Source organism: Paraburkholderia sp. CNPSo 3274, assembly GCF_024206475.1.
Lineage (GTDB): Bacteria > Pseudomonadota > Gammaproteobacteria > Burkholderiales > Burkholderiaceae > Paraburkholderia.
In genome coordinates, this window is sequence record NZ_JAMBPR010000014.1 from 115011 (window position 1) to 141756 (window position 26746).

At 65.6% G+C, this 26746-nt stretch carries 22 protein-coding genes and 1 pseudogene; 17 read left to right on the forward strand and 6 right to left on the reverse strand.

Translation table 11 applies throughout. The features are described from left to right. Both M3I54_RS12405 and M3I54_RS12410 read left to right on the forward strand, forming a co-directional pair. Positions 1-897 (forward strand): fructose bisphosphate aldolase, encoded by an 897-nt coding sequence (locus M3I54_RS12405; protein ID WP_254336177.1) that lies wholly within the window; start codon positions 1-3, stop codon positions 895-897. A gap of 138 nt (positions 898-1035) precedes the next feature. Further along, positions 1036-1749, forward strand: a complete 714-nt coding sequence (locus M3I54_RS12410; protein WP_254336179.1) for a transglycosylase SLT domain-containing protein — start codon at positions 1036-1038, stop codon at positions 1747-1749. 233 nt (positions 1750-1982) lie between these two features. Here the strand turns inward: M3I54_RS12410 and M3I54_RS12415 are convergent, their stop codons facing one another. Then, positions 1983-2918, reverse strand: a complete 936-nt coding sequence (locus tag M3I54_RS12415) for a ProQ/FINO family protein (protein ID WP_254336182.1) — start codon at positions 2916-2918, stop codon at positions 1983-1985. A gap of 212 nt (positions 2919-3130) precedes the next feature. Between M3I54_RS12415 and M3I54_RS12420 the strand changes: the two genes are divergently transcribed. Then, entirely contained in the window at positions 3131-3907 is a 777-nt protein-coding gene (locus M3I54_RS12420) for an SDR family oxidoreductase (protein WP_254336184.1), read from the forward strand. Between the two features lie 70 nt (positions 3908-3977). On the opposite strand, the gene M3I54_RS12425 is transcribed toward M3I54_RS12420, so the two are convergent. After that, entirely contained in the window at positions 3978-5066 is a 1089-nt protein-coding gene (locus M3I54_RS12425) for an OpgC domain-containing protein (protein ID WP_254336186.1), read from the reverse strand. Between the two features lie 573 nt (positions 5067-5639). Here M3I54_RS12425 and M3I54_RS12430 point away from each other — a divergent pair. The 9 genes from M3I54_RS12430 to M3I54_RS12470 all read left to right on the forward strand — a co-directional run bounded on the left by M3I54_RS12430 (position 5640) and on the right by M3I54_RS12470 (position 15386). Next, positions 5640-8000, forward strand: a complete 2361-nt coding sequence (locus M3I54_RS12430) for a bifunctional salicylyl-CoA 5-hydroxylase/oxidoreductase (RefSeq protein ID WP_254336188.1) — start codon at positions 5640-5642, stop codon at positions 7998-8000. 2 nt (positions 8001-8002) lie between these two features. Continuing rightward, positions 8003-8782, forward strand: coding sequence for an SDR family NAD(P)-dependent oxidoreductase (locus M3I54_RS12435; protein WP_254336190.1), 780 nt, complete (start codon positions 8003-8005; stop codon positions 8780-8782). Continuing rightward, entirely contained in the window at positions 8779-9342 is a 564-nt protein-coding gene (locus tag M3I54_RS12440; RefSeq protein WP_254336192.1) for a MarR family winged helix-turn-helix transcriptional regulator, read from the forward strand. Before M3I54_RS12435 ends, M3I54_RS12440 begins: the two co-directional genes overlap by 4 nt. A 35-nt stretch (positions 9343-9377) precedes the next feature. Then, positions 9378-10232 (forward strand): enoyl-CoA hydratase family protein, encoded by an 855-nt coding sequence (locus M3I54_RS12445; RefSeq protein WP_254336195.1) that lies wholly within the window; start codon positions 9378-9380, stop codon positions 10230-10232. Between the two features lies 1 nt (position 10233). After that, positions 10234-11421: an acyl-CoA dehydrogenase family protein gene (locus M3I54_RS12450; protein WP_254336197.1), complete on the forward strand. Its 1188-nt coding sequence runs from the start codon at positions 10234-10236 to the stop codon at positions 11419-11421. 38 nt (positions 11422-11459) lie between these two features. Further along, the gene (locus tag M3I54_RS12455; RefSeq protein WP_254336199.1) at positions 11460-11876 is read left to right on the forward strand and encodes a RidA family protein; all 417 of its coding nucleotides are present in this window, start codon (positions 11460-11462) and stop codon (positions 11874-11876) included. A 52-nt stretch (positions 11877-11928) separates the two neighbouring features. Further along, the gene (locus tag M3I54_RS12460) at positions 11929-13611 is read left to right on the forward strand and encodes an AMP-binding protein (RefSeq protein WP_254336202.1); all 1683 of its coding nucleotides are present in this window, start codon (positions 11929-11931) and stop codon (positions 13609-13611) included. Between the two features lie 264 nt (positions 13612-13875). After that, complete coding sequence (locus M3I54_RS12465; protein WP_254336204.1) at positions 13876-14154, forward strand: helix-turn-helix domain-containing protein; 279 nt, start codon at positions 13876-13878, stop codon at positions 14152-14154. Then, on the forward strand, positions 14151-15386 hold the full coding sequence (locus M3I54_RS12470; RefSeq protein WP_254336206.1) for a type II toxin-antitoxin system HipA family toxin: 1236 nt from the start codon (positions 14151-14153) through the stop codon (positions 15384-15386). Before M3I54_RS12465 ends, M3I54_RS12470 begins: the two co-directional genes overlap by 4 nt. A gap of 42 nt (positions 15387-15428) precedes the next feature. Here the strand turns inward: M3I54_RS12470 and M3I54_RS12475 are convergent, their stop codons facing one another. Both M3I54_RS12475 and ydiK read right to left on the reverse strand, forming a co-directional pair. Further along, positions 15429-18119: an ATP-dependent Clp protease ATP-binding subunit gene (locus M3I54_RS12475; RefSeq protein WP_302058930.1), complete on the reverse strand. Its 2691-nt coding sequence runs from the start codon at positions 18117-18119 to the stop codon at positions 15429-15431. 200 nt (positions 18120-18319) lie between these two features. Continuing rightward, entirely contained in the window at positions 18320-19402 is a 1083-nt protein-coding gene (gene ydiK / locus M3I54_RS12480; protein WP_254336231.1) for an AI-2E family transporter YdiK, read from the reverse strand. A 173-nt stretch (positions 19403-19575) separates the two neighbouring features. Here ydiK and surE point away from each other — a divergent pair, with 173 nt between their 5' ends. Then, complete coding sequence (gene surE, locus M3I54_RS12485) at positions 19576-20364, forward strand: 5'/3'-nucleotidase SurE (protein WP_254336209.1); 789 nt, start codon at positions 19576-19578, stop codon at positions 20362-20364. 14 nt (positions 20365-20378) lie between these two features. On the opposite strand, the gene M3I54_RS12490 is transcribed toward surE, so the two are convergent. Continuing rightward, positions 20379-20816 (reverse strand): thioesterase family protein, encoded by a 438-nt coding sequence (locus M3I54_RS12490; RefSeq protein ID WP_254336211.1) that lies wholly within the window; start codon positions 20814-20816, stop codon positions 20379-20381. Positions 20817-20851: 35 nt separating this feature from the next. Beyond that, positions 20852-21442, reverse strand: coding sequence for a YSC84-related protein (locus M3I54_RS12495; RefSeq protein WP_254336213.1), 591 nt, complete (start codon positions 21440-21442; stop codon positions 20852-20854). A gap of 455 nt (positions 21443-21897) precedes the next feature. Here M3I54_RS12495 and M3I54_RS12500 point away from each other — a divergent pair, with 455 nt between their 5' ends. The 4 genes and pseudogenes from M3I54_RS12500 to M3I54_RS12515 form a co-directional block, all read left to right on the forward strand. After that, positions 21898-22269 (forward strand): DUF2946 domain-containing protein, encoded by a 372-nt coding sequence (locus M3I54_RS12500; RefSeq protein ID WP_254336216.1) that lies wholly within the window; start codon positions 21898-21900, stop codon positions 22267-22269. Between the two features lie 194 nt (positions 22270-22463). After that, positions 22464-24767 carry a TonB-dependent receptor gene (locus M3I54_RS12505; RefSeq protein WP_375542133.1) on the forward strand — a complete coding sequence of 768 codons (2304 nt, stop codon included), beginning with the start codon at positions 22464-22466 and terminating at the stop codon, positions 24765-24767. Between the two features lie 89 nt (positions 24768-24856). Next, the gene (locus M3I54_RS12510; protein ID WP_254336219.1) at positions 24857-26380 is read left to right on the forward strand and encodes a PepSY domain-containing protein; all 1524 of its coding nucleotides are present in this window, start codon (positions 24857-24859) and stop codon (positions 26378-26380) included. Between the two features lie 116 nt (positions 26381-26496). After that, a pseudogene (locus tag M3I54_RS12515) lies at positions 26497-26746 on the forward strand (hypothetical protein); the annotation flags it as partial.

Consider the following 26746-nt stretch of genomic DNA (forward strand, 5'->3'; position numbering starts at 1 on the left):
ATGGCAAACGAGCAAATGCTTGCGCAGATGCGCGACAAACCGGGCTTCATCGCCGCGCTGGACCAGAGCGGCGGTTCGACGCCTGGCGCGCTGCGCCAGTACGGCATCCCCGAAAGCGCGTATAGCGGCGACGCCGAAATGTTCCGCCTCATCCATGAAATGCGTGTGCGCATCATCAGCGCCCCCGCGTTCACGGGCGAGAAGGTGATTGGCGCGATCCTCTTCGAGGCGACCATGGATGGTCAGGCGCAAGGCAAGCCCGTGCCCGGCTTCCTCTGGAACGAGCGCAGCGTCGTGCCGTTCCTCAAGGTCGACAAGGGGCTGGAGGCCGAGGCCGACGGCGTGCGTCTCATGAAGCCGATTCCTGGCCTCGACGCCCTGCTCGAACGCGCGGTGAAAGCCGGCATTTTCGGCACCAAGATGCGCTCGGTGATCGAGCATGCCTCGCCTTTGGGTATCGCTTCGATCGCCGCGCAGCAGTTCGCATTCGGTGCGCAGATTTCCGCGCACGGACTCGTGCCGATTCTCGAGCCCGAAGTCTCGATCAAGGCCCCCGACAAGGCCAAGGCCGAGAAGCTATTGCGCGACGAACTGCTCAAGGGGCTCAACGCGCTGCCCGCCTCGCAGAACGTGATGATCAAGCTCACGATTCCCGATACGCCCGACTTCTATCTGCCGCTCATCGAACATCCGCGTGTGGTGCGCGTGGTGGCGCTCTCCGGCGGCTATTCGCGCACTGACGCGTGCGCGCGTCTCGCCAAAAACCATCGAATGATTGCAAGCTTTTCGCGCGCGCTCATCAACGACCTCACGAAATCGATGAGCGACACCGAGTTCGACGCCGCGCTCGCCGCGAGCATCGACGAAATCTGGAAGGCCTCGGTGCAGAAGGCCTGAACGCGGCCTGCAGCCGCGCCGGGCGTGGCGCCCGGTCCTTACACCGGTCAGGGATGTGAAAACGAGATGACACGCAGCCGGCCTCATTAATCGGGGCCGGTTATACTTGCGCCTTCTTTTTTCTCCTACGCACCGGCCATGAGGCAGTTACTCTGCCTGCTCGCCCTGTTGCCGGGCCTCGTGCAAACCGCGGCCGCGCAGGCGCAGCAGCAGGCGCCCGCTAGCGACATCGTCAGCGCATCGGCTGCGAGCGGGGTTGCTCCCGCAAGTTCAAGCGCAATGTCCACCGCGGTTTCGAAATACCTCACGCAAAAGTTTGGGATCGCGAAAGAGAAAGCCGCGCAAATCTCGCAAGCCGTCACAGGCGCCGCCGAGAAATATTCGCTGCCGCCTGCGGTGCTGCTCGCGATCATCTCGATCGAGTCGCGCTTTCGCGAGAAGGCGCACGGCGCGAATGGCGCGACCGGACTCATGCAGGTTGTGCCGTCGGCGCATCGCAATATCCTGCATAACAAGGATCTCACCGACCCCGGTGTCAACATCGACGTGGGCTCGTCGATCCTCTATGGCTACCAGCGGGCCGCCGGCGGCGACCTCAACGCCGCGATGAAGAACTATGGCGGCTCGAAGGCCTATGCGGAAAAGATCCGCACGCGCGCCGTGGAGTTCAGCCGGGTGCTCGACACCGCTAGCGCGCCTGCCCCGAGCGATGCGCCGGCGAGTGTCGGACTTGCGGCTGCGGCGGCAACGGCTGCGATCGGCGCATCCGCGCCTGCCACGGCACCCTCCGCGATATCGGCGGCCTCCGCGCAGGCTGCCGTGCAAGACACCGCTTCGGCCAACGCGCGCTAAAACCGCTTCCCGCTTCGCTCAGCCTGCCTTGCGCGGGATCGCGGACATGCGATTCGCGCTGGGATCACCCGAGATCACGATACGAAGGCCGAGGTGCGCGCTGAACGTTGCGCACGCATCGATCGGGAGTGCCCCTCCCAGCGCGCGCAGCGGCTCGCCAGACGTGCGAACGCCTCCCTCGCGGCGGTGCCGCGAGGGAGGCGTTTCGGACGGGATACTTCCGGCGCGCGGGCTCAGGCGCCGGTTGCGGGCGTCTCGCCGTTTTCCGGTTGCTGTAACGCGGCTTCCGGCGCGTTGGACGGGGCTTGCGGCTCTACGCTCTGGGCTTCGGGCCGGGGCGCGGGTTCGGTCTTCGCCTCGGCCTTAGCCTCGGGCTGGGCATTGCCCTCTTCGCGCGCCTTGGCTTGCGCCTCGGCCTTGGCCTTCTGGCGCGCAAGCGCCGCATTCGCGCGGCCGACGTGCGACGGATCGATGCCCGGGCCTTCCGAGGCCGTGCCGTCGAGCTCGTAGCGCGAGCCGCCCGCGGCCACACGCTCGTGATAGCGCGGATGGTTCACATGGCGCTTGAGCACGGCGACGATCATCGTGCGCTCGTACTCGGGGTGACGCGCGACGAGATCCTCGGCCACGCCGATCTTGAGCGGCAAACGGTCGCGAAAAGCCGGGTAGTGCTTCGCGAACACGTTCCAGACCGTGTTGAGCTGGCGATTGCGCTCGATGCGCGCCTTTTCGGCCTCGCTCAGATTCGCGGCCGGCGGCTGCTGGGGACGCGCCGGACGGCGGCGCTGCTGCCCCGAACGCTCGCCCGCCTCCGGCGCGCGAGCCGGCTTCGGCTGCTGCGGCCGGCGCGGCTGCTGGGCGCGCTGCCCTTGCTCGCCTTGATTCTGCTCCTGCGCTCTCGCGCCCTGAGGCCGGCCGTGGCGCGAGCGCGAACGCTCGTCCTTGCCGCCGGCCGCGCCCGCAGCCGCCGAACCCTCTCTCGGGGCACGCGGGCCCTTCGGGGCGTGCGAGCCGCCATGGCCCTTCGCGCCCTTGTGAGCGGGCTTGCCTTGCGATTTTTGCGCCTGTTCTTCGGGCGGCTGGCCCGAGCTGCCCCCCATGCTCTTCTTGATCTCAAGAAGACCGTCCTTGAAGCTCAGGGTGCGGCGTTGTTGCGATGCGGCTTTCACGTCCAGATCTCTTCCGTATGGAACCGGACGCTATGATACCGAAAACGCGGCCGACTCAACCGGGCATTCACTTTCCGCGGCCGGTTTCGAGTCCGTCATCGCGCGCCGCGCCACACCGCGAATCCACGCGGCGCGCGGCAAAATCCCTCGAATTTCAAGCGTCAACACCTTGCGAGCGCAAGGATCGCATCCCTTTTTTTGATTACGACACCATGACGATTTCGACATCCGCCCCCCGTTCCACCATTCGCGCCATCGTGACCGGCCATACGCGCGGATTGGGTGCGGCGCTCGCGCAATCGCTGCTGCAACGGGACATCGAGGTGCTCGGCCTCGGCCGCGGCGCTCATGCGGAACTCGCTTCCCGCCATGCGGAACGGTTTGCCCAGGCGGTCGTGGACCTCGCCGATCCCGCCGCACTCGAGCGCTGGCTGGCGGGCGACACGCTCAATGCGTTCGCGCTCGGCGCACAGTGCGTGCTGCTCTTCAACAACGCGGGCAGCGTCGAGCCCATTGCGCCGCTCGGCGCGCAGGGCCCGCTCGCCATTGCGCGCGCCGTAACGCTCAACGTCGCAGCGCCGTTGATGCTCGCGAATGCGCTCGCCGCCACGCCTGCGCTCAGCGCGACCGCGTCGCGCCGCATCGTGCATCTTTCGAGCGGCGCTGCGCGCAATGCGTATCCGGGCTGGAGCGTCTATTGCGCGACCAAGGCCGCGCTCGATCACCACGCGCGCGCCGTCGCCCTCGACGCACCAGCCGGCGTGCGCATTTGCAGCATCGCACCGGGCGTGATCGACACCGGCATGCAGGAGACGATCCGCGCGACGAGCGTCGACCAGTTCCCGATGCGCGAGCGCTTCGAACAGCTCAAGCAGAACGGCTTGCTGTCCACACCCGAAGCGGCCGCGCAGCAATTGATCGACTATGCGTTGAGCGATGCATTCGGATCGAAGCCCGCCACTGACGTGCGCGAACTCGGCAAGGCGTGAGCGCGTTGCGCATTGAATGCGCCCATAGGGCTCCCGCAAACCCTCACCTTTGAATTTTCGCCGTCGCGCTTCACGTCAGCGCGACGCGTGGCCGTACTGCCTTCCAGCGCCGCACGCCACCCGCGAGCACAAGCAATGCGCCGACCGCGAGCACATCGCCCGCGAGCCGTGCGGGCAAAGAAGTCGTGACATGCGTTGCGCGCAGCAGCGTGTCGATGACGTTCGAAGCCACCGCCCCCCCCACGAAACATACGAGGCCCTGCTGCCCCACGGTGACGACGGCCGGCAGTCGTTGCGCAAGCCACGCTATCCAGCCCTTGCGCACCGCCTGCGCGGCGAGCCAGGCCACGGCGGCGAAGTTCACGATGCGCACGCTCGCAAGATTCTGTTTCATATAGCCAGGCTGAGGGTCCAGGTCGGCGAACAACTGGATGAACGCGAACGTGGCAACGAGCACCAGCGCGAGGGCTGTCAAGGCGCGGCCCGACCACGAGACCTGGAACGCGCGCGACACCGGATAGAGGCGGCACAGGAGGCCCAGCATGAACATGGCCTGCCAGGCAAACGGGTTGAAGGGCCATATGGCACCGGGCGCGGTAGGCAAATAGCCCACGAGCCAGCACCCGCCGAACCACAGCACGAAGCTGCCCACGAGCACCAGATCGGGCGAGCGGCGCGCAAGCGGCATCACGAATGGCAAGACCATCACGAGCACGACGTACATGGGCAGCACGCCGGCCAGATAGGGCTGGTCGCGAAAGACCGCGATATTGGCGAGCATCGTGAACGGTTGCGCGGCGAAGCGCAGATAACCCGACTCCGTAACCAGCGGCGAATCCACACGCAGCATCACCGCGGCGGCGCCCGAAAGCAGCATGAGCGCAGCGGTGCACAGGTAGGCGGCGTAGATCTCGCGCCCGCGACGCCAGAAGCGGCGGTTGGCCGCGCCCTCTCCCTTTCGCCCGGCAATGGCGAGCCAACTCGCCGCGCATACATAGCCGCTCACGAACACGAATATTTCCGCGGAGTCGCAGAACGCGAAGTTGTGCAGCATCGCATGCGAAAGCACGCTGGAAGGAATGTGATCGAGCGCGATGGAAATCAACGCGAAACCCCGGAAAAAGTCGATTTCGATCGATCGCTTCGCTGTCTGACTCATTGGTGACGACTCCCATTCGTGTCGAAGATTACGATTGAAGGGGTGCACGACCTCGATTCGATGAAGCTGTCAGCTTTAAGAGTCTTTTTGTAAGGATGCCTGATCGATTCGTGGCCGCGCGCGCTACGCATGAAAGGGTTCCGTAAAAGACTGCGCCAGAGCGCCGCCTCACCAAGCGACTTTAATGCCAGCTCGACACGAAATGCGGCTGCGTAATCCATGGTAAGCATTTCGCCCGCTTGACGGTTCCACGCGGTCGCGCGCGCACGCCCGGACGGTGCGCGCCATGCACATCGAGTCAGCGCTCGCCCTTTTCTGGTGCCACATCCTGTGGTGTCACGTCTGCGCCATCGCGACATTTCGGCCGTCGCGCCTCGCGGAAAGGCGCGCGAAAGCATGCATGATCCCTCTACTTGCGTCATGGCAAGTTGACGCCGGGCCGCGCCGAGGGTTCCGAAAAATTTCGAAGTTTCGCCGCCGCGCCCAGGGTCATCCCGCCCTCACCCGCTAATTACTTGACACCTAAAGTAATTGGACATACATTGAGCTTGCAGATTGAACGAAGGAGCGAGCATGCGCATTGTTTGCATGGGTGGTGGGCCCGCAGGCCTCTATTTCGGCCTTTTGATGAAGCGCCGCCACCCCGACTACGAAATCACCGTAATCGAACGGAACCGCCCGTACGACACGTTCGGCTGGGGCGTGGTGTTCTCGGACCAGACGCTGGGCAACCTGCGCGCGGCCGACCCCGAAAGCGCGGACGAAATTCTCGACGCCTTCAATCATTGGGACGACATCGAGATTCACTTTCGCGGCAGCGCGATCCGCTCGTCGGGCCATGGCTTCTGCGGCATTGGCCGCAAGCGTCTGCTCAACATCCTGCAGGCGCGCTGCGAAGCGCTCGGCGTGAAGCTCGTGTTCGAATCGCAGATCACCGACGACGACGTCACCCACGCGGATCTCATCATCGCGAGCGACGGCCTGAACAGCGCCACGCGCCAGAAGTACGCCACCACGTATCAGCCCGATATCGATTTGCGCAATTGCCGCTTCGTGTGGCTCGGCACGTCGAAACTCTTCGACGCGTTCACGTTCGCGTTCGAAGAAACCGAATGGGGCTGGTTCCAGGCGCACGCCTACCGCTTCGACGACAACACTTCGACGTTCATCGTCGAAACGCCTGATCATGTGTGGCGCGCAGCCGGCCTCGACACGATGAGCAAGGAAGACAGCATCGCGTTCTGCGAAAAGCTGTTCGCGCGCTATCTCGACGGCCACGCGCTGCGCTCGAATGCGTCGCATCTGCGCGGCTCGTCGCAATGGATCCGCTTTCCGCGCGTGGTCAGTCGCGAATGGGTGCACTGGAAAACCGCAGCCGACGGCAGACAAACGCCCGTCGTGCTCATGGGCGACGCGGCGCACACCGCGCACTTCTCGATCGGTTCGGGCACGAAGCTCGCGCTCGAAGACTCGATCGAACTCGCCAACAGCATGGAAGCTCACCCCGGCGATCTGCGCGCGGCGCTCACGCACTACACGAACGTGCGCAGCGTGGATGTCCTGCGTATTCAGAACGCCGCGCGCAATTCCACGGAGTGGTTCGAGCACGTGGACCGCTACGCGAAGTTCGACCCGGAGCAGTTCGCCTATTCGCTGCTCACACGCTCGCAGCGCATCTCGCACGAAAATCTGCGCGAGCGCGACGCGAGTTATCTGTCCGGCTTCGAAACGTGGCTCGCACAGCGCGCGGGTGGCGAGGCGCGTGCCGTGCCGCCCATGTTCACGCCTTATACGGTGCGTGGCGTTACGTTAAAAAATCGCGTGGTCGTCTCGCCGATGGCGCAGTACTCCGCACATGACGGCGTGGCCGGCGACTATCACCTCATGCACCTGGGCGCGCGCGCCATGGGCGGCGCCGCGCTCGTGATGACCGAGATGACCTGCGTCTCTCCCGAGGCTCGCATCACGCCCGCCTGCCCCGGCATGTATGCGCCCGAGCATTTGCAGGCGTGGAAGCGCATCGTCGATTTCGTGCATGCGAACTCGGACGCGAAAATCGGCATGCAGCTCGGTCATTCCGGCGCCAAGGGCTCGACGCGCGTGGCATGGGAAGGCATCGACCAGCCGCTCGACGACGGCAACTGGCCGCTCGTCTCCGCTTCGCCGCAGCAATATCTGCGTGGCGTGAGCCAGTGGTCGCACGCAGCGGGCACTGAGGAACTGCGCGAAATCGAGGCGCAATTCGTGCAAGCCACGCGAATGGCAGACGAAGCGGGCTTCGACTGGCTCGAATTGCACTGTGCGCACGGCTATCTGCTTTCCAGTTTCCTCTCGCCACTCACGAACCAGCGCACTGATGAGTACGGCGGATGGCTCGAAAATCGTCTGCGATATCCACTCGAAGTTTTCAGGGCGATTCGCGCGGTCTGGCCGCAGGACAAGCCGATTTCGGTGCGCGTCTCGGCACACGACTGGGTGGAAGGCGGCAACACGCCCGACGACGCCATCGAAATCGCGCGCGCGTTCAAGGCGGCAGGCGCGGACATGATCGACGTATCGTCGGGCCAGGTGAGCAAGGAAGAAAAGCCCGTCTTCGGCCGCATGTTCCAGACGCCCTTCGCCGACCGCATCCGCAACGAAGCGGGCATCGCGACGATCGCCGTCGGTGCGATTTCCGAAGCGGATCACGTGAATGGCATCATCGCGGCCGGGCGTGCCGACTTGTGCGCCGTGGCGCGGCCGCACCTGGCCAATCCCTCGTGGACGCTCACCGAAGCCGCGCGCATCGGCTACCTCGACATCAAGTGGCCGAATCAGTACATGGCGGCCAAAACACAACTCGAACGCAACATCGAGCGCGAACGCACCGCTGCAGCAGCCGCGGCCGGCCTTTCGCCGATCGAGCGTGCGCAACGCGCCGAAGGAACCGTGTGAGCATGAACCAGGCAATCCTCAACGATCGTCATGCAATCGTGACCGGCGGCGGCAGCGGCATCGGCGCGGCGACCGCCGCCGCGCTCCTGCATGCTGGCGCGCGCGTCACGCTGATGGGCCGCGACGCCGCGCGGCTCGACGCCCAGCGTGACGCGCTCGGCGGCGGCGAGAGAGTGGCCTGCGTGAGCGTCGATATCACTGACGAAGACGCCGTGAACGCCGCCTTCGCACGTGCGGCCGAAACGCTCGGCGCCGTCGATATCCTCGTGAACAACGCGGGGCAGGCTCAGGCGGCGCCGTTCACGCAAACCGACCTCGCGCTGTGGAAGCGCATGCTCGACGTGAATCTCACCGGCGCGTTTCTTTGCGCGCGCGCGGCGCTTCCCGGCATGCTCGCGCGCAAGGCCGGACGCATCGTCAATGTCGCGAGCACGGCGGGCCAGGTCGGCTACCCGTATGTCGCCGCCTATTGCGCCTCGAAACATGGCGTGATCGGCATGACTCGCGCGCTTGCGCTCGAAGTGGCCACGCAAGGCGTGACCGTGAACGCCGTTTGCCCCGGTTACACGGAAACGGAACTGCTGCAGGCGTCGCTCGCACAGATCACGCGCAAGACCTCGCGCAGCAAAGCCGAGGCGCGCAACATCCTCGTGCGCCACAACCCGCAGCAGCGTTTCGTCACGCCGGAAGAAGTCGCCAACGCGGTGCTGTGGCTGTGCGCGCCCGGATCGTCGGCGATCACGGGCCAGTCCGTATCCGTTTCCGGTGGAGAAATCACATGACATCGCCCGCATCCACGCGCAAGAACGCCACCGCGAAGGCTGCAACGAAAGCGCCGCGCAAGGGCGTTGAAAAGCCAGCCGAGAATGTGGTCGACATGGAAATGAGCACCGGCGCCGACAGCCACATGGGCCTGCGCCTGTGGCTGCGCCTGCTCACCACGACGAACCTCGTGCAAGCCGAGTTGCGCCGCCGCCTGCGCGTCGAGTTCGATACGACGCTGCCGCGTTTCGACCTGATGGCGCAGCTCGAGCGCCACCCCGCAGGGTTGCGCATGACGGAACTCTCGCGCCGCCTGATGGTGACGGGCGGCAACGTCACGGGCATTACGGATCAGCTCGAAAAGGAGGGCCTCGTTGTGCGCGACGTTGCCCCCGACGACCGGCGCGCCTTCGCGGTTCGCCTCACGCCCGAGGGCCGTGCCCTCTTCGACCGCATGGCGGCCGCGCACGAGCAATGGGTGGTGGAACTGTTCGGCGGCCTCACGCTCGACGAGAAGTCGAAGATGCACGAGCGGCTTGGCAAGCTCAAACAACATCTGCGCAACGGGCTCGAAAGCTGAAAACATTGAAATTGCAAAGATCCGGGAGACATATCTTGACGACACGTTCCAGCGCCGAAGCGCTCCTTGCGGGCAACCGCGTCACGCTTGCCGGTTATGAGGCGCAACACTTCGGCTGGTCGGTTCAAGGCCGCGTGGCAACCATCACGCTCAACCGCCCCGAACGCAAGAATCCGCTCACGTTCGAATCATATGCAGAACTACGCGATCTGTTTCGTCAGCTTGCCTATGCGACGGACGTGAAGGCCATCGTGCTGCATGGCGCAGGCGAAAACTTCTGCTCGGGCGGCGACGTGCACGACATCATCGCGCCGCTCGTCGACCTGCCGATGCCCGAACTGCTGATGTTCACGCGCATGACCGGCGACCTCGTGAAAGCGATGCGCCACTGCCCGCAGCCGATCATCGCCGCTGTGGATGGCGTCTGCGCCGGCGCGGGCGCCATTCTCGCCATGGCCTCCGACATGCGCTACGCCACGGCGCGCAGCAAGCTCGCGTTCCTCTTCACGCGCGTCGGGCTCGCGGGCTGCGACATGGGCGCGTGCGCGATCCTGCCACGCATCATCGGTCAGGGCCGCGCGGCCGAACTGCTCTATACGGGCCGCTCCGCAAGCGGGGAAGAAGGCCACGCATGGGGCTTCTACAACCGCATCTGCGAGCCCGAAACGCTGCTCGCCGATGCGCAGAAGCTCGCCGCCGATCTCGCGTCCGGCCCGACCTTTGCGCACGGCATCACCAAGACGATGCTGCACCAGGAATGGACCATGAGCATCGACGAGGCCATCGAGTCCGAAGCGCAGGCGCAGGCGATCTGCATGGCCACGCGCGATTTTGGCCGCGCCTATGAAGCGTTCGCGGCCAAAACGCGTCCGGTTTTCGAAGGGGACTGAATTGAACGCTGCCGTTGAAAACCATCTCCACGACGCGCTCGCGTGGCCGTTCTTCGAAGATCGACATCGCGCGCTTGGCGCGGGAATCGAAACGTGGGCGCGTGAACATCTCGCGCACGTGCCGCACGACGATGTCGATGCGACCTGCCGCGCGCTCGTGCGCAAGCTGGGCGAAGCCGGCTGGCTGCGCTACGGCGTGGGCGGCACCGCTTACGGCGGCCATGGCGACACGATCGACACGCGCGCCGTCTGCCTGCTGCGAGAAACGCTCGCGAAGCACTCGGGCCTCGCCGACTTCGCGCTCGCCATGCAGGGCCTCGGCTCTGGCGCGATCTCGCTGGCTGGCAACGAAGCGCAAAAGTCGCGCTATCTGCCGCGCGTCGCGCGCGGCGAAGCGATCGCCGCGTTTGCGCTCTCCGAACCGGAAGCGGGCTCCGACGTCGCCGCGATGGCGCTCGCCGCACGCGCCGAGGGCGACGACTACGTGCTCGACGGCGAAAAAACGTGGATCTCGAACGGCGGCATCGCCGACTTCTACGTGGTGTTCGCCCGCACCGGCGAGGCGCCGGGCTCGCGCGGCATCAGCGCGTTCGTGGTCGATGCCGACACACCCGGGCTCGAAATCGCCGAACGCATCGACGTGATCGCGCCGCATCCGCTCGCGCGCCTGCGCTTCACCGGCGCGCGCGTGAAGCGCAGCCAGATGCTCGGCGCGCCGGGCGAAGGCTTTAAGATCGCCATGCGCACGCTCGATATTTTCCGCACGTCGGTCGCTGCAGCTTCCCTAGGCTTCGCGCGCCGCGCGATGGCCGAAGGACTCGCACGCGCCGCTTCGCGCAAGATGTTCGGCCAGACGCTCGGCGATTTTCAGCTCACCCAGGCAAAGCTCGCACAAATGGCGCTCACCATCGACAGCAGCGCCCTGCTCGTCTATCGCGCGGCGTGGCTGCGCGACCAGGGCGAAAGCGTGACGCGCGAAGCCGCCATGGCGAAGTGGCATGCAAGCGAAGGCGCGCAGCAGGTGATCGATGCGGCCGTGCAACTTTGGGGCGGCATGGGCGTGCAAAGCGGCAATATCGTCGAGTCGCTTTACCGCGAGATTCGCTCGCTGCGTATTTACGAAGGCGCGACCGAGGTGCAGCAGCTCATCGTCGGGCGTGACTTGCTCAAGGCATACAACGCCGCGTAAGCGCGTGCGCGACGCTTCTCTACGGAACCGGACGAAACATGAAACAAGCCCTTCTTCCCGCAGGCTGGGTCAAGCCGCGCGGCTATGCCAACGGCGTCGCCGCTGCCGGCACGCAGGTCTATATCGCCGGCCAGATCGGCTGGGACGAGAATGCGCGCTTCACGAGCAGCGAATTCGGCGCGCAGGCCGTGCAGGCGCTGCGCAATATCGTCGCCGTACTCGAAGCCGCCGGTGGCAAGCCCGAGCACCTCGTGCGCATGACCTGGTACGTCACCGACAAGAGGGCGTACCTGGCATCGCTGAAGGAAATTGGCGCTGCGTTTCGCGAGCTGATCGGCGACTATGACATCGCCATGAGCGCGGTGCAGGTGGTTGCGCTCATGGAGGACGACGCAAAAGTGGAAATCGAAGCGACGGCCGTGATTCCCGACGACGCGCGTCTTACGCGCCAATAGACCGGCGCCCACGCAACAGAACGATCAGCTCATACAGACAGCCGGAGACGCCATGCAACCCACTGCCCATGTCGATACGTTCGCACGCGATCATCTGCCGCCCGAGTCGCAGTGGCCCGACATGCTGCTCGACAATCCCGACGTTGCCTACCCCGCGCGTATGAATTGCGCAGTCGAGTTGCTGGACCGCGCGATCGAGGCCGGACATGGCGAGCGCCCGGCCATCTGGTCGGACATCGACGGCAAGCCGCAAGCCACCACGTATGCCGGGTTGCTCGCGCTCGTCAATCGCAGCGCCCGCGTGCTGGTGGAAGACATGGGGCTGCAGCCGGGAAACCGCGTCCTGTTGCGCGGGCCGAACACGTTGCAAATGGCGGTGGCGTTTCTCGCGTCGCTCAAGGCAGGCCTCGTGGTGATTCCCACCATGCCGCTGCTGCGCGCGAAGGAGCTCAAGCAGATCGCAGACAAGGCGCAGGTTTGCGCGGCGCTGTGCGACGTGCGGCTCACTGAAGAACTCGCGCGCTGCATGGACCCCGCCGACGAATTCTTTTGCGGTGGCATCAAGCAGGTCTGCTACTTCCACGACGAGGCGCCGGGCGACGGTTCGCCGGGCGACGGTTCGCCGGGCGACGGTTCGCCGGGCACGCTGGAAGCGCTCGCGGCAGGCAAGCCCGCCGACTTCACGGCCTGCGATACGGCCAGCGACGACGTCTGCCTGATCGCCTTCACAAGCGGTACGACGGGCATGCCCAAGGGCTGCATGCACTTTCACCGCGACGTGATCGCCATGTGCGACCTGTTCCCGCGTCACATCCTGAAGCCCACGGCCGAGGACGTGTTCTGCGGCACACCGCCGCTCGCGTTCACGTTCGGGCTGGGCGGGCTGCTGTGTTTTCCGCTGCGCGTCGGCGCGTCGACGGTACTGATCGAAAAGCTCACGCCAGCGCTGCTGCTCGACACGATCCAGCGTTTTCACGCGACGATCGTCTTCACCGCGCCCACGTTCTACCGGCAGATGGCGGCGCTCGTCACGCAGTACGACCTTGCCAGCCTGCGCAGGACGGTATCCGCCGGGGAGGCGCTGCCGCAGGCCACGCGCGATCTATGGCGCGACGCGACGGGCATCGAGATGATCGATGGCATTGGCGGCACTGAGTTGATTCATATCTTCGTCTCGTCCGCGGGCGCCGATGTGCGCCCCGGCTCGATCGGCCGCGCGGTGCCCGGCTACGTGGTGCAGGCGCTGGACAATGACCTGCAGCCGGTGCCGCCCGGCGTGACGGGCAATCTCGCCGTGCGCGGCCCGACCGGCTGCCGCTACCTCGCCGACGAACGCCAGGCAGTGTTCGTGCGCGGTGGCTGGAACCTGCCCGGCGACGCTGTATCCATCGACGCCGACGGCTATGTGTTCTATCAGGCCCGCTCCGACGACATGATCGTTTCGTCGGGCTACAACATCGCGGGGCCCGAAATCGAGACGGTGCTCATGGAGCACCCCGCCGTGGCCGAGTGCGGCGTAACGGGCGTGCCCGACGACGTGCGTGGCCAGGTGGTGAAGGCGTTCGTCGTCTTGCGCCCAGGCTTCAGCGCCGGCGACGCCCTCGTCGCCGAATTGCAGAACTTCGTGAAGAACGCAGTGGCGGCGTACAAATATCCGCGCTTGATCGCTTTTATCGACGCGCTGCCGCGCACCGAGACCGGCAAGCTCAAGCGCTCGGCGTTGCGGTCGATGTGAAGCGGCGCGGCTCGTCGCAAAGAGCTTGGCTGCAGTATGGCCAGGAATCACAGCAGTCCCAGGCGGAAAAAATACTACGTAAACCGTTGAATCTTTAACGATTACGAAACACGCCTCTGATACACCGATATGCGCATGATTTTGCGCATATCGGTCCGCCCTCGCCGTTTTGCGCAGAATTACGCGCATTCCCGGCATGACGTCTCGGCACTCGATGCGCATAATTACGCGCAAATCGCTCAAAAACTTCCTATAATGCGCACCATGATGCGCAAAAAACCCGCGAACCTCTCGATCTCCAACGTCGAGCGCCTGGCAGAAGGCCTGCGCGCGACACGCCGCGAGCGCAAGCTGACCCAGCAGGCCCTGGCGGAGCAGGCGGGCGTCGCCCGCCGCACCGTCACGAACGCTGAACACGCGGGCAACGTCGGCATACGCGAACTCTGCCGTCTCGTGAACGCGCTCGGCTATGAAGTCGTGCTTCGCCCCATGGACACCGTCATCCTCGAGGACCTGAATGACATATTCAGGGACGACGAATGACTGCCAGTACCTCATTCGACCTCGAGCGGCTCCTGCGCGAAATCCGCAACCTCGAAGTCCATACGCCGCAGGGACCGAGCGGTCTGCTCGCGCGCGAAAGCCGCTTCGTCTTCAATTACGGTGAAGCGCCGGACATGGCCGCCGTATCGCTCACCATGCCAGTGCGGCGCCAGAGTTATGCGAGCGGCGACCTGATGGGCATCTTCGCGATGAACCGGCCAGAGGGCTACCTGCGCTTCGTCATCGAGGAACGGCTCGCGCGTTACGGCGCGCCGAGCGACATGTTTCTGCTCTTTCTCGCCGGCACCAATCAAATCGGGCGGCTCACCTATTCCGTGCCGGGAGAGCAGGTGCCACAGAGCGACGGCGAGCGTCTGGACGAATTGCTTTCCTCGCCTTCGGGCCGCCTGTTCGAGCGCCTGATCGACCGCTACGCGCTCGGGTCGGGCATTTCCGGCGTGCAGCCGAAGGCGGTCGTTCCGCTCGCCGCGGAAACCGCCTCGCGCCCCGCCGAGCACACGGCGCTGCCGCTGCGCACGGTGATCGTGAAGGCCGAAGGCGACGACTTTCCCGGGCTCGCGCGCAACGAATACTTCTGCATGTCGGTGGCGAAAGAGGCGGCGCTCGAAGTCCCCGACTTCTGGCTTTCCGAAGACGGCAAGCTCTTCGTCATGTCACGCTTCGACCGCGAGGCGAACGGCACGCCCCTCGGATTCGAGGACATGAGCGTGCTCACCGGCAAGGCCAAGTACGAGGGCAGCTACGAGATGATCGCCAAGGCCGTGGACATCTATACGCGTTCGGACCCGGCGCAGAAACGCCGCCTTTTCGAGCGCATCGCCCTCTCGTGCCTGTTGCGCGACGGCGATGCCCACATGAAGAATCTGGGAATCCTCTATACCGATCCGACCGGAGCACGCCGTCTCGCTCCGGTATTCGACGTGGTCTGCACGGACATCTATCCGGATCTCGATGGGCGCATGGCGCTCAGCCTCAACCGGAGCAAGACTTTCCCGCTGCCGGCGGAACTCCATGCCTTCGCCCGGCGCCTCGACCTTCGGCAGACCGAGAGCGAGGCAATCATGAGCCGCCTGCACGACGCCTATCTCACGGTCGCCGAGCGCTTCTCGGAAGACCGGCGATTCCACGAGGGCGATCTGCTCGCAAAGATCCGGCGGGCCGTCGAACGTCCGGGCGTCAAACCCGTCTCGCGCCCGAAGCTGGTGCGCTAGGCCCGCCGCGAGCACGGGCAACAACGCCCCGGGCCGCCTGCGTCAACCTTTGCCCGCCTCCTGCAACGCGAATGCCATGCGTTTGTCCGCCGCGTCGTAACGGCATACGACTTTGGCACCCTCTTTCACGCCGCCCTTGAGCATTTCCTTGGCCAGTTCGTTCTCCACCGCCTGCTGCATCTTGCGTTTCAACTCGCGCGCACCGAATTCCGGCCGATACCCCTCCGCCGCGAGGTAATCGATCACGCTGGCGTCGAACGTCAGGTCGATGTCCTGGCTGCGCGCCATCCGCCGGACCTGTTCGAGTTGCAACCGCACGATCGAGCGCAGCTCGTCGCTTGTGAGCGGCTGGAACATGATGATCTCGTCGATGCGATTCAGGAACTCTGGCCGGAAATGCTGGCGCAACTCGCCCATCACGGCGCCCTGCATCGACCCTTCGGCGCTCGAGAGAAAACCCGGCCCCGAGCGCTTTTGCCCCGAGACCACGTCGGAACCGAGATTGCTCGTCGCGATCACGACCGTATTGCTGAAGTCGACCACGCGCCCCTTGCCGTCGGTGAGCCGACCGTCGTCGAACACCTGCAGCAGCACGTTGTAGACGTCGGAGTGAGCTTTCTCGATTTCGTCGAGCAGGATCACGCAATAGGGACGGCGGCGCACCTTCTCGGTCAACTGGCCGCCTTCGTCATAGCCGACGTAACCCGGCGGCGAGCCGATCAGCCGCGACACTGCGTGGCGCTCCATGTACTCGCTCATGTCGATGCGCACGATGGCGTCTTCGTCGCCGAACACCACTTCGGCCAGCGCCTTCGCAAGCTCCGTCTTGCCGACGCCGGTCGGCCCGAGGAACAGGAACACCGCCGTGGGCCGCCGGCCGCGCCGCAGCCCGGCGCGCGAACGGCGCACCGCGTCGCTTACCGCGACGATGGCCTGCTCCTGGCCGATCACGCGCTCATGCAGCCGCGTTTCCATTTCGAGCAGCCGCGTGCGCTCCTCAGCGGTCAGTTGCGTGACCGGCACGCCCGTGAGCTTCGAGACGATCTCCGCGATATCTTCGCTCGTCACGTCGGAGGTCACGGTGCCGAGTTGACCTTTCCAGTCATTGGTGGCCTGCGTGAGCGCCTTTTCCTTGTCGGCAATCGGCTCATCCAGCGTATGGGCGCGCTCGAAGTTCTTGCGCGTTGCCGCGTAGTCCTGCTCGCGCCGCAACTGCGCCAGTTCCGCTTCGAGTTCGAGGATCGCCGCAGGCCGCGAGGTGGCCGAAAGATGCACGCGAGCAGCCGCCTGGTCGACCAGGTCGATGGCCTTGTCGGGCAGGAAGCGCCCCATCACATAGCGGTCCGATAGCTCAGCCGCCGAAACGAGCGCGTCGTCGCGAATGGTGACGTGGTGATGCACCTCGAGTTTGTCGCGCAAGCCGCGCAGGATGTTGATCGTCTGATCGACGCTCGGCTCGGAGACGAACACGGGCTGAAAGCGCCGCTCGAGCGCCGCGTCTTTCTCGATGTACTTCTGGTACTCGGATAGCGTCGTCGCGCCGATCAGGTTCAATTCGCCGCGCGCCATGGCCGGCTTGAAGACATTGGCGATGTCGAGCCCGCCCTCGCCGCCGCCCTGGCCCGCGCCGACGATCATGTGCACTTCGTCGATGAAGAGCACGAGGCTTTCGCGCTGCGCCGAGATTTCCTCCATCACGCCTTTCACGCGCTCTTCGAATTCGCCGCGATACTTCGCGCCCGCAATCAGCCCGTTGACGTTCAGCTCGACGAGCCGCCGCCCGCGTAGCGATTCGGGCACGTCGCCGTTGAGCATGCGTTGCGCGAGGCCTTCGGCGATCGCGGTCTTGCCCACACCCGGTTCGCCAATCAGCACCGGATTGTTCTTGCGCCGGCGCGCGAGCACTTCGACCACCGTCTCGATCTCGCTTGAACGGCCGATCACGGGGTCGAGCCTGCCCTCACTCGCGAGCGCGGTGAGATCGCGGCTGTATTGATCGAGCTGCGGCGTCGTGCTCGGACCCTTCGCGGCAGGACGCTCGCGTTTGTCGCCCTGGGCCTCCACGAGTCGCTGCAACACCTTCTGGGGCGTGACGCCGTAGCGGCCCAGCAGATGGCCCGCAAAACTTTCCGGCACCTGCGTGAGCCCAAAGAGCAAATGTTCGGGCGCGACGTAGCTGTGACCCAGTTCGCGCGAGACGAGAAATGCGCGGTCGAGCGCGCCCTTCAGACGCGGCGAGACGCCTATGCGGCCGTCCTCGGGCGCGAGCGCGCCTTCGCGCTTCTGCGCATTGGCGTCGATGAACGCGCGCACATCGTCGGGCTGAATGCCGAGACGCGTGAGGATCGCCGCGCCTGCATCGTTGCCCGCGAGTTCGTAAAGCAGATGCTCGGTGTCGACCTCGCGCCGCCCGAACTGTACCGCCCGCTCCACCGCGCGCTGGAGCAATTCACGCGCCACGTCGCTGAAATAGCGTTCGACGATGGCGCCGTCGCCCGCTTCCATGGCCTGTGGCGCAGGTTCGGCCGCCGGGGCGCCGGCATCGCCCGCGCCGTCTGTCTGCTGCGAGGCGCGAAACAGCGCCTCCAGCGGGCTCAAGGTGCGCTGATGCCGGGTGAGTTGCGCGTAGTGAAAGTCGCAGACATCGAGAAAGCGCCGCCTGCCGTCCTGCAACACGGCGACCCGCACCGTAGCGGGGCGCACGCCGCAGATATCGCAGTTGAACTGAGCCATTTCGTCTCCTTGGAAGCGATGCGCGGCGTGCGCGGATGCGCTGCCCGCGACCAGGAATGGCACGAGCCATGCTCACGCGAGCGCCGCATGAATGCTCTAACGAATGCCGAAGCGAAGTTCAGACGTCATCGTAACGTCGAATCGAACTGCGCGTCGGCAAGAGGAGACGTTTGCTAATCGATGGCGTTGCCTGCGCGGCGTCAAACGTCCTGGCGGGCAGCCGGGCTGGACGCACCGCGGGCTTGCGCCGCCGGGTCGCGTATCCAGGCGCTCAGCAAGGTGGACGAAACGGCGAGGATCACCGGTCCGATGAAGAGCCCGACGATGCCGAAGGCGAACAAGCCGCCGAGCACGCCGGAGAGAATGAGCAGCATCGGCAGATTGACGCCGCGCCGGATCAGCACCGGACGCACGAGGTTGTCGAGCATGGCGACCATCACCGACCACACCGCGAGCAGGCTGCCCGCAATGTGCGCGTCGTGCACGAACAGCCAGATCACGCCGCCGAGCAGCGGCAGCGTCGGGCCGATCTGCGCGAGACACAGCATGAGCATCACGGCCGTGAGCACGCCCGCGCCCGGCACCCCGGCCACCCACAGGCCGATGCCGCCGAGCGCCGACTGCAGGATCGCCGTCACGACGATGCCGAGCGCCACCGCGCGGACCGAAGCGCCCGCGAGCTTGACGGCCTGCTCGCCATAAGCGGGAGCCACGCGAATGGCGAAGCGCGTGACATAGTCGGCGGCTTGCTCGCCGTTGCTGTACAGAATGCCCGTGATGATCACGGTAATGAACATGTGCATGACGAACACGCCCACCGACGCGGCGTGGCCGATCAACCAGTGCGCCGCGATCGAAACGTACGGTTCGAGCTGCGCGAGCAGACCGCCGGGGCCGGCGTCCGAAAACTCCTGCCACTTGCTGGCGATGCGAGAGCCAACCACGGGAATGTCGCCGACCCACTGCGGCGGCGCGGTCAACGCATAGTCGGGCAGCTTGCGGATCAGTTCCGTGATCTCGCTGCCGTGCAACGCGAGCGTCGAGATGGCTTCATAGAGCGGCAGCACGATCACGAACAGAAGGATCAGCAGCATGACGAGCGTGGCGAGCCACCGGCGGTTGCCGCAGCGTCGCTCAATGGCTTTCATGGCGGGCCAGGTCGCGACGACGATAGTCGTGGCCCAGATCAATCCCGGGAGGAACGGGCGCATGACGTAGAGGCTGCCGATCGTCAGCGCGCAGAGTATGGCAACAACGAACAGGATGCGGGCAAGGTCCGGCATGGCTTGCGGCTTCACGTACTTCTCCTCACGGCAGGGCGCGCCTCATGGCGCCGACGCGCTAGTCTATATCGGATAGGCTACGAATCCCTTTTAAAAGTCCGCCACGGCAGCCGCGCGGAACGCACTCTGGAATAATGGCCCTTTCCCCGACTTGCAACGAAGAAGAGCCAGCCATGACCGCAACCGATACGAAACTGCCCTGCGTGCTCCTCACCAACGACGACGGCATCGACGCGCCCGGCCTCGCCGTGCTCGAAGCCGTGGCCGCCGAACTCGCGCACGAAGTCTGGGTCGTCGCGCCCGAACACGACCAGAGCGGCACCTCGCACTCGATCAGCCTGCATACGCCGCTGCGCGTGAGCCGGCGCGGCGAGCGGCGCTTCGGCGTGCTCGGCACGCCGGGCGATTGCGTGGTGATGGCGGTGCGCCAGCTCATGGGTGACGTGCGCCCTTCGCTCGTGCTCTCGGGCATCAACCGCGGCGGCAACCTTGGCGTGGAGACGATGTTCTCGGGCACGGTGGGCGCAGCCATGACGGGCCTGTTGCTCGGCCTGCCGTCCATCGCCTTGAGCCAGACCTTCCGTGACCGCGAGCGCGTGCGCTGGGACACCGCCCGCGCACTCGCGCCGGACGTGATTCGCCGCCTCGCCGCCGTGGCGCATGACGCGCCCGTCTGCCTGAACGTGAATTTCCCCGATATCGACGCGAGCGCCGCGGGGCCGCTCACGGTCACCCGCCAGGGCGTCGGGCTCGTGCAGGGCATCGACGTCGTGCCGCAGATCGACCCGCGCGGCATGGACTACCACTGGCTGCGCTTCAATCGCGGCCCACGCGAAAACGGGCCCGACAGCGAAACGGCCGTGGTGAACTCCGGCCGCGTTTCGGTCACGCCGCTGCATTTCGAGCGCACCGACGAAAATACGTTTGTCACATTGCAAGCGGCGCTGGGCGCTGCCGCCTGAACATGGCTCGATGATCAATCGCGCGCGGCGGCCGCCATCGCCCGCGCGATCGCGTCGCGAATGTCATCAGGAATGCCAATCGACTTGTGAGTCTCGAGCGAGGTGGTCACGATGGTCTGGCGTGCCGCCATGCGCAGCACGCCGTCCACGCCCGTGCAGGCCCACGCGAGCGTGAGCGAGGCCCCGCCCAGGCGCTCGACGTCGAGCGAGAGCCAGACCTCGTCGCCCATCTTGCTGACCGCCTTGAAATCCACTTCGAGTCGCACGGTCGGCATGCCCACGCGGCGCGCGCCAATCACGCCGTGATAGCCCTCTTGCGGCAACAACTCGTCGATCCACGACTCGACGAGATCGTTGAAGAGGACGAAATACTGCGGATAGAACACGATACCGGCGGGATCGCACTCCGAAAAGTGAATCTTGTGTTTGCGGCGGTACGTGGGCGTCGCCATGCGTGTGTCTCCTTTCAAGCCTGCTCGCGGCAGCGTCAAATCACGAGCCGCGACACCTTCACGCCTTCCAGCGATACCCCGGCCATAAGGCCCGCGTTGGTCAGCACGAACGCTTCCACGGGGCTCGTCGCAGTCGAGGTATCGACGTTGCCGTTCGCGCCCACCGTGACGAGCGCAACCGTGGCGTCTGCGCCTGCCGACCAGCCCTGGCTGCTCGTGAAATCGTTGAGCGCGACCGGATTCATGAACGCGAAGATGATGGCCTTGGACTGCGCGCCGATCTGCAAGCCGAACGAACCCGCCATGGTGCTGTAGTACCCCGTCGTGCGGCCATCCACGCGCAGCGCGCCGGTGCCGTACTGACCGCCGATCCAGAAGCCTGCCGAGAGAACCTGCGGAAAGACGAGCACGCCGCTCGACTTCGAAATCAGTTCCTGCGACCCGCTCACCGTGCTGAAGAGGCGCGAGAGCGTGGCGTCGACGCCCGCGTCGATCGAATTGCGCTTCGCCGTGTTCTGCGAAGCGCTGTTCTGCGTGCCAAGCGGCGTTGTCGTACAGCCGGCAAGCGCGAGGCCGCTGGCGGCGAGAGCGGCACTGGAGCTGAGAAGAAATTGACGTCGGCGCATTACGTGGTTTTCCTGTGCAAATGGGGCCTCGGGTGCCCGCGCCGGCCCGATCGTGGACATCCGGGCCGCGCGCAAAGCGGTACAGGATAGCGCGCATGGCCGTCGCCGGGGCAAACCCGCAATCCGGCGCGCGGGCACCCGGCCGGCTGCGGCGGCCATGACCGCTCATCCTTGGGGGTATAGGACCATGCGGCGGGCATCGAGTTCGCGCAGAGATGTAAGGAAATCCCCTCCTGCGGGCGTTTCGATGCAACGCAACATCGTCCGTTTCTCGGATTCCTTCGATATCGACGGACCCTCCCCGCCGCTCAATTGTGGACATGCCAAGGCGAAGGTTGCGACTCCCCATGGCCGCGACATCGCGCCGCGCTTATTGCCACCCTCAGGGCGGCGGGCCCGCGTGCGCAAACGCGAAAGGCCGTGTTAGACTCCGCCGCGCAATCATTCTCATTCTCATGAATTCACGCAAGCATTCACTGCTGACCGCATGGCTTGGCCTCGTCGCCATGTGGCTCATCGTGCTTGCGCCGCTCGTGAGCCAGCTCGTCGCCGCGCAGCACGCGCATGAGCCGGACGCCACGCTCTGCTCGGCCATGCAGCCGGCCGAGTCCGGTAGCGCGCCGCATCTTTCGCACGACGATGCATTCGGCGCCTGCGGCTACTGCCATCTGCTCGAGCATCACGTGGCGATGCCTTCGGTCACCGCGCCCGGTCCGCTTGCCGCCCTCGTGCTCGCGCGCGAGACGATCGCGCCGCCCGTCACGCACGACCTCCCCTTAGGCGCCTTCCCTTCGGGCAGGCCGCGCGCCCCACCCGTCCTTTCCTGAGTTACGCCTTCACCGGCCCGCCGATCGCGGTTTGATTGCGTGCGCAACGAGCACGCACGACGCGCGCGGCCGCTCGATTCCCGTTTTCAGGAAAGCACCTCATGTCCACGCTCACCACGCGTGGCGCTGGCGTTCGCTCGCGCGAACGCGCAACGCCGCGCGCGCTGCGGCACGCCGGGCGCCTCGCGCTCGCCATGCTGCCACGCGTCTTGCCACTGCCTCTCGTTGCACCCATCGTCGTTCATACAGCCCATGCTGCCGAGGCGCAAACCGCCGAAGCCACCTCGACCGCCACGCTGCCCACCGTCACGGTCAGCGCCACCGCGAGCAGCGCCGCGGCGCCCGCCGTCGACCCCAACTTGCCCGCGACGGTGGAAACCGTCACGCCCGCGCAGTTCGCGAACTGGAACGTCGTCAACACCGAGGACGTGCTCAAGTACCTGCCCAACCTCGCCGTGCGCAAGCGTTACGTGGGCGATCTGAACTCGATCATCGCCGTGCGCGGCACGAGCAATACGCAAAGCGCGCGCGGCCTCGTCTATGCCGACGGGCTGCTGCTCTCGAACCTGCTCGGCAACAGTTACAGTTTTCCGCCACGGTGGTCGATGGTGTTCCCCGACCAGATCCAGCAAGTGGATGTGATCTATGGGCCGTATTCCGCGCTCTATCCCGGCAACTCGCTCGGCGCCACCGTGCTCATCACCACGCGCATGCCGAAGGCGTTCGAAGCGACCGCGGACGTGAAGGCGTTCACCCAGCATTTCAGCCTCTACGGCGTGAACCAGAACTTCAACGGCAGCGAGATGAGCGCTTCGATCGGCGACCGCATCGGCAAGTTCTCGTATTTGCTTGGCGTGAACCACCTGGAGAACACGAGCCAGCCGCTGCAGTTCGCCACGCTTGCGCAGTCGACGAAACCCGCGCAGCCGGGCGACGTGCCCGTGCGTGGCGCGTACTTCTACAACAACCAGACGAACACGCCCACGGTCGTGCTCGGCGTAAACGGCGAAGGCATGCAGCATACGGTGCAGGACCAGTTCAAGCTGCGCATGCAGTACGACTTTACGCCCACCGTGCAAGGCGGCGTGACGCTCGGCTACTGGCACCAGACCTATAACAACGCCACCTCGACCTTCCTTTACGATGCGAACGGCAACCCCGTGTACAGCGGCAAGGTGTCGATCAATGGCTACGAGTACACCGTACCCGCCGCAGCGTTCGCACCGAGCCGCGGCTGGAGCGAAAACTGGCTGTATGGCGCGACACTGCGCACGCATCAGGCGACCGGCTGGAACGCGGAAGCCGTTGCTTCGTACTACGACGTAAGCAACACCGTCGCGCGCACGGCGAATGCGGGGGGACCCGGCAACGGCCCCGGCGTCATGACGCTAGGCGACGGCACCGGCTGGAAGACGCTCGACCTCAAGACGACGTGGACGCCCGCCACGCCCGATGCCGGGCTCGCCGCCCACTGGCTCACGTTCGGCTATCACTACGACGACTACGCGCTCGACAACCGTACGTACAACACACTCGCGTGGCGCGACGGCGGCGCGGACAGTTTCGCCAACGCCTTCGCGGGCAAGACCGAAACCCAGGCGCTCTACGCACAGGACGCCTGGCGCTTCCTGCCGCGCTGGAAGCTCGTGTATGGCGTGCGCTACGAAAACTGGCGCGCCTTCGACGGCTATCAGGCGCTCGGCGGCGTGAACGTGCCTTATGCGAATGTGGGCGACCATCACTTCTCGCCGAAGGCTTCGCTCTCGTTCGACGTGACCGACGACCTCACGCTGCGCGCATCGATTGCGCGCGCCTACCGCTTCCCGACTGTGAGCGAGTTGTTCCAGGGGCAGGTGAACGGCTCGTCCATCGTCAACAACAATCCGAACCTGCGCCCCGAGGACGACCTCTCGAAGGAACTGAGCGCCGAATGGGCGCACTGGAACGGCCTGTTCCGCTTGACGCTCTTTCAGGACGACGTAAAAAACACGATCTTCAGCCAGACCGATACGACGGTCTTTCCGAACGTCACGAACTTCCAGAACATCGGCAAGGTGCGCTCGCGCGGCGTGGAAACCAGCTATCAGGGAGAAGACGTCATGCTGCGCGGGTTCGATCTCGCGGCGAGCGTGGCATATACGCAGTCGAAGATTCTGGAGAACGCCCAGAATCCGGCGACCGTTGGCAAGTACTTCTACCGTATTCCGCTGTGGCGCGCGAATCTCGTCGCGACCTACCGCTTCGATGCGCGCTCCGCGCTCACGCTCGCCGCGCGCTACTCGGGACGCCAGTACAACACGCTCACGAACACGGACACGAACCCCAACGTATTCGGCGGCACGAGCACCTACACGGTCGCCGACGTGAAGTACACCTTCCGGCCGACGAAGAAGAGCGAGATAGGCGTGGGCATCGACAACCTGTTCGACGCGCGCTACTTCGTCTATCACCCGTACCCCGGCCGCACGTACTACCTCGAAGCGAAGCTCGGCATTTGAGCGGCGCGCTTGCGGCCTTCGTTCGCGTCCGCGTTTTCGTCTGAATCATCCATGCATTCGAGCCGTGCTGGCTCGACAAGGAGTACCCGATGTCCACGATATCCGACCCGGTAAGCGCACCGCCTACCCGCGCGGCGCAGCCCGGCTACCGCACGCTGTGGCGCTGGCATTTTTACGCAGGCCTCTTCGTCATGCCTTGGCTGCTCGTGCTCGCCATTACGGGCACGATCTATTGCTTCCAGCCGCAGATCGAACCGTTGCTTTACCCGCATCGGCTGGTGGTCGCGCCGGCGGCTACGCCGCGCCTGCCCGTGGATGCGCTGCTGGCCAGCGCGCGAACCGCGCTGCCGCCAGGCGCGCGTGCACTGCGCGCGCACGTCGAGTCGAATCGGGCGCGCAGCGCCGAATTCGTTTTCGCGCTGCCTGACGGGACCAAAGAGAGCGTCTACGTGAATCCTTACGATGGCGCGGTGCTCGGCACGCTCGACGTCGATCGCCGCTTCATGCAGGTCGACCGCATGCTGCATCGCAAGCTCCTGCTCGGCAAGCCTGGCGAGCTGCTCATGGAACTGGCCGCCTGCTGGACGCTCGTGATGCTCGCCACCGGCATTGCGCTCTGGTGGCCGCGCGCGGGGACGTCGTGGCGAGCCGCGCTGCTGCCTCGCCTCGGCGCGCGCGGACGGCCATTCTGGAAGAGCGTGCACGCGAGCGTCGGCATCTGGCTCGCCGTGGGCGCACTCGCGTTCGTGCTGAGCGGCCTGCCGTGGACGGGCTCGTGGGGCAAGCAGTTCAAGGCGCTCGCCACGCGTGCGAGCCTCGGTGCGCCGCGCGGCGCATGGGGCGGCGGCCTCGCGCTGAAGTCGGCGTTGCCGGGTACGCCGGACGCTGCTGCGGCAGTTCGCGGCGCAGCAGCGAATCCTCCCGCAAGCCACGCCGACCGACCGGAACACGGTGGAGAGCACGCGGGCCACGACATGGCGTCGATGCCAGGCATGGTGATGGACGACATGCCGCTGCCGCTCGTGCCCTGGGCGGTCGGCGCGGTCCCCGTGCCGCAATCGCCCGACGCGTACAGCGCAACGCGACATTGGACGCTCGCTCAGGTCGTTGCCCAGATGCGCGATCTCGGTGTTCGCGACGGTTACGACATCGTGCTGCCTGCCACGCCCGATGGCGTCTACACGGTCTCGTACTTTCCGCCCGATCCGAAAGCGGAGCGCACCGTGTATATCGACCAGTACAGCGGCGCCGTGCTCAGGGACATTCGCTATGAGGATTACGGCGCAGTCTCGCAAGCCATTTCATATGGCACGTCGCTGCACATGGGCCGCTACGTCGGCCTCGCGAACCAGCTGATCTGCGCGGCGATCTCGCTGGGCCTCGGCGCGCTCGCGGTGACCGGCTTCGCGATGTGGTGGATGCGCCGTCCCGCGCGCGCGAAGGGCGCATCCATCGCACCGGGCATGCTGGCTGCGCCGCCACGCGAGGACGCTGCACCGCCGCTGCGCGCCTGGAAAACCGGTCTCGTGCTGCTCGGCATCGTGTTTCCGCTGATGGGCGCGACGCTCGTGGCGGTCTGGCTGTTCGATCGCACCGCCCTCCGACGCGCCTAGAAGCTGTCGTCTTGCCGACATCGGCGGCCGCGGCGGCCCTGCGGTAATCTGCAGACACAATTGCGTCTGAACCGGCTGCGCCAACCGGTTTCAAACGTATATATGCGGAGATCATCGTGTTGCGGCTATTTTCAGCACTGGGCGCGGCCGCGGTGCTCGCGGGCTGCGCTGTCGCGCCTTATCCCGGTTACCCGGGATACTACGGCTATGACTACGGCTACCCCTACTACTCGGGCTATCCGTACGCCTACGGTTACGACTACTACCCGGGCTATTTCGGCGGCGGCTATGGCGGCATCGCCATTTGGGGCGGTGGCGGCGGATGCTGCTATCACCACGGCTGGCACGGCGGCCATGGTGGTGGCT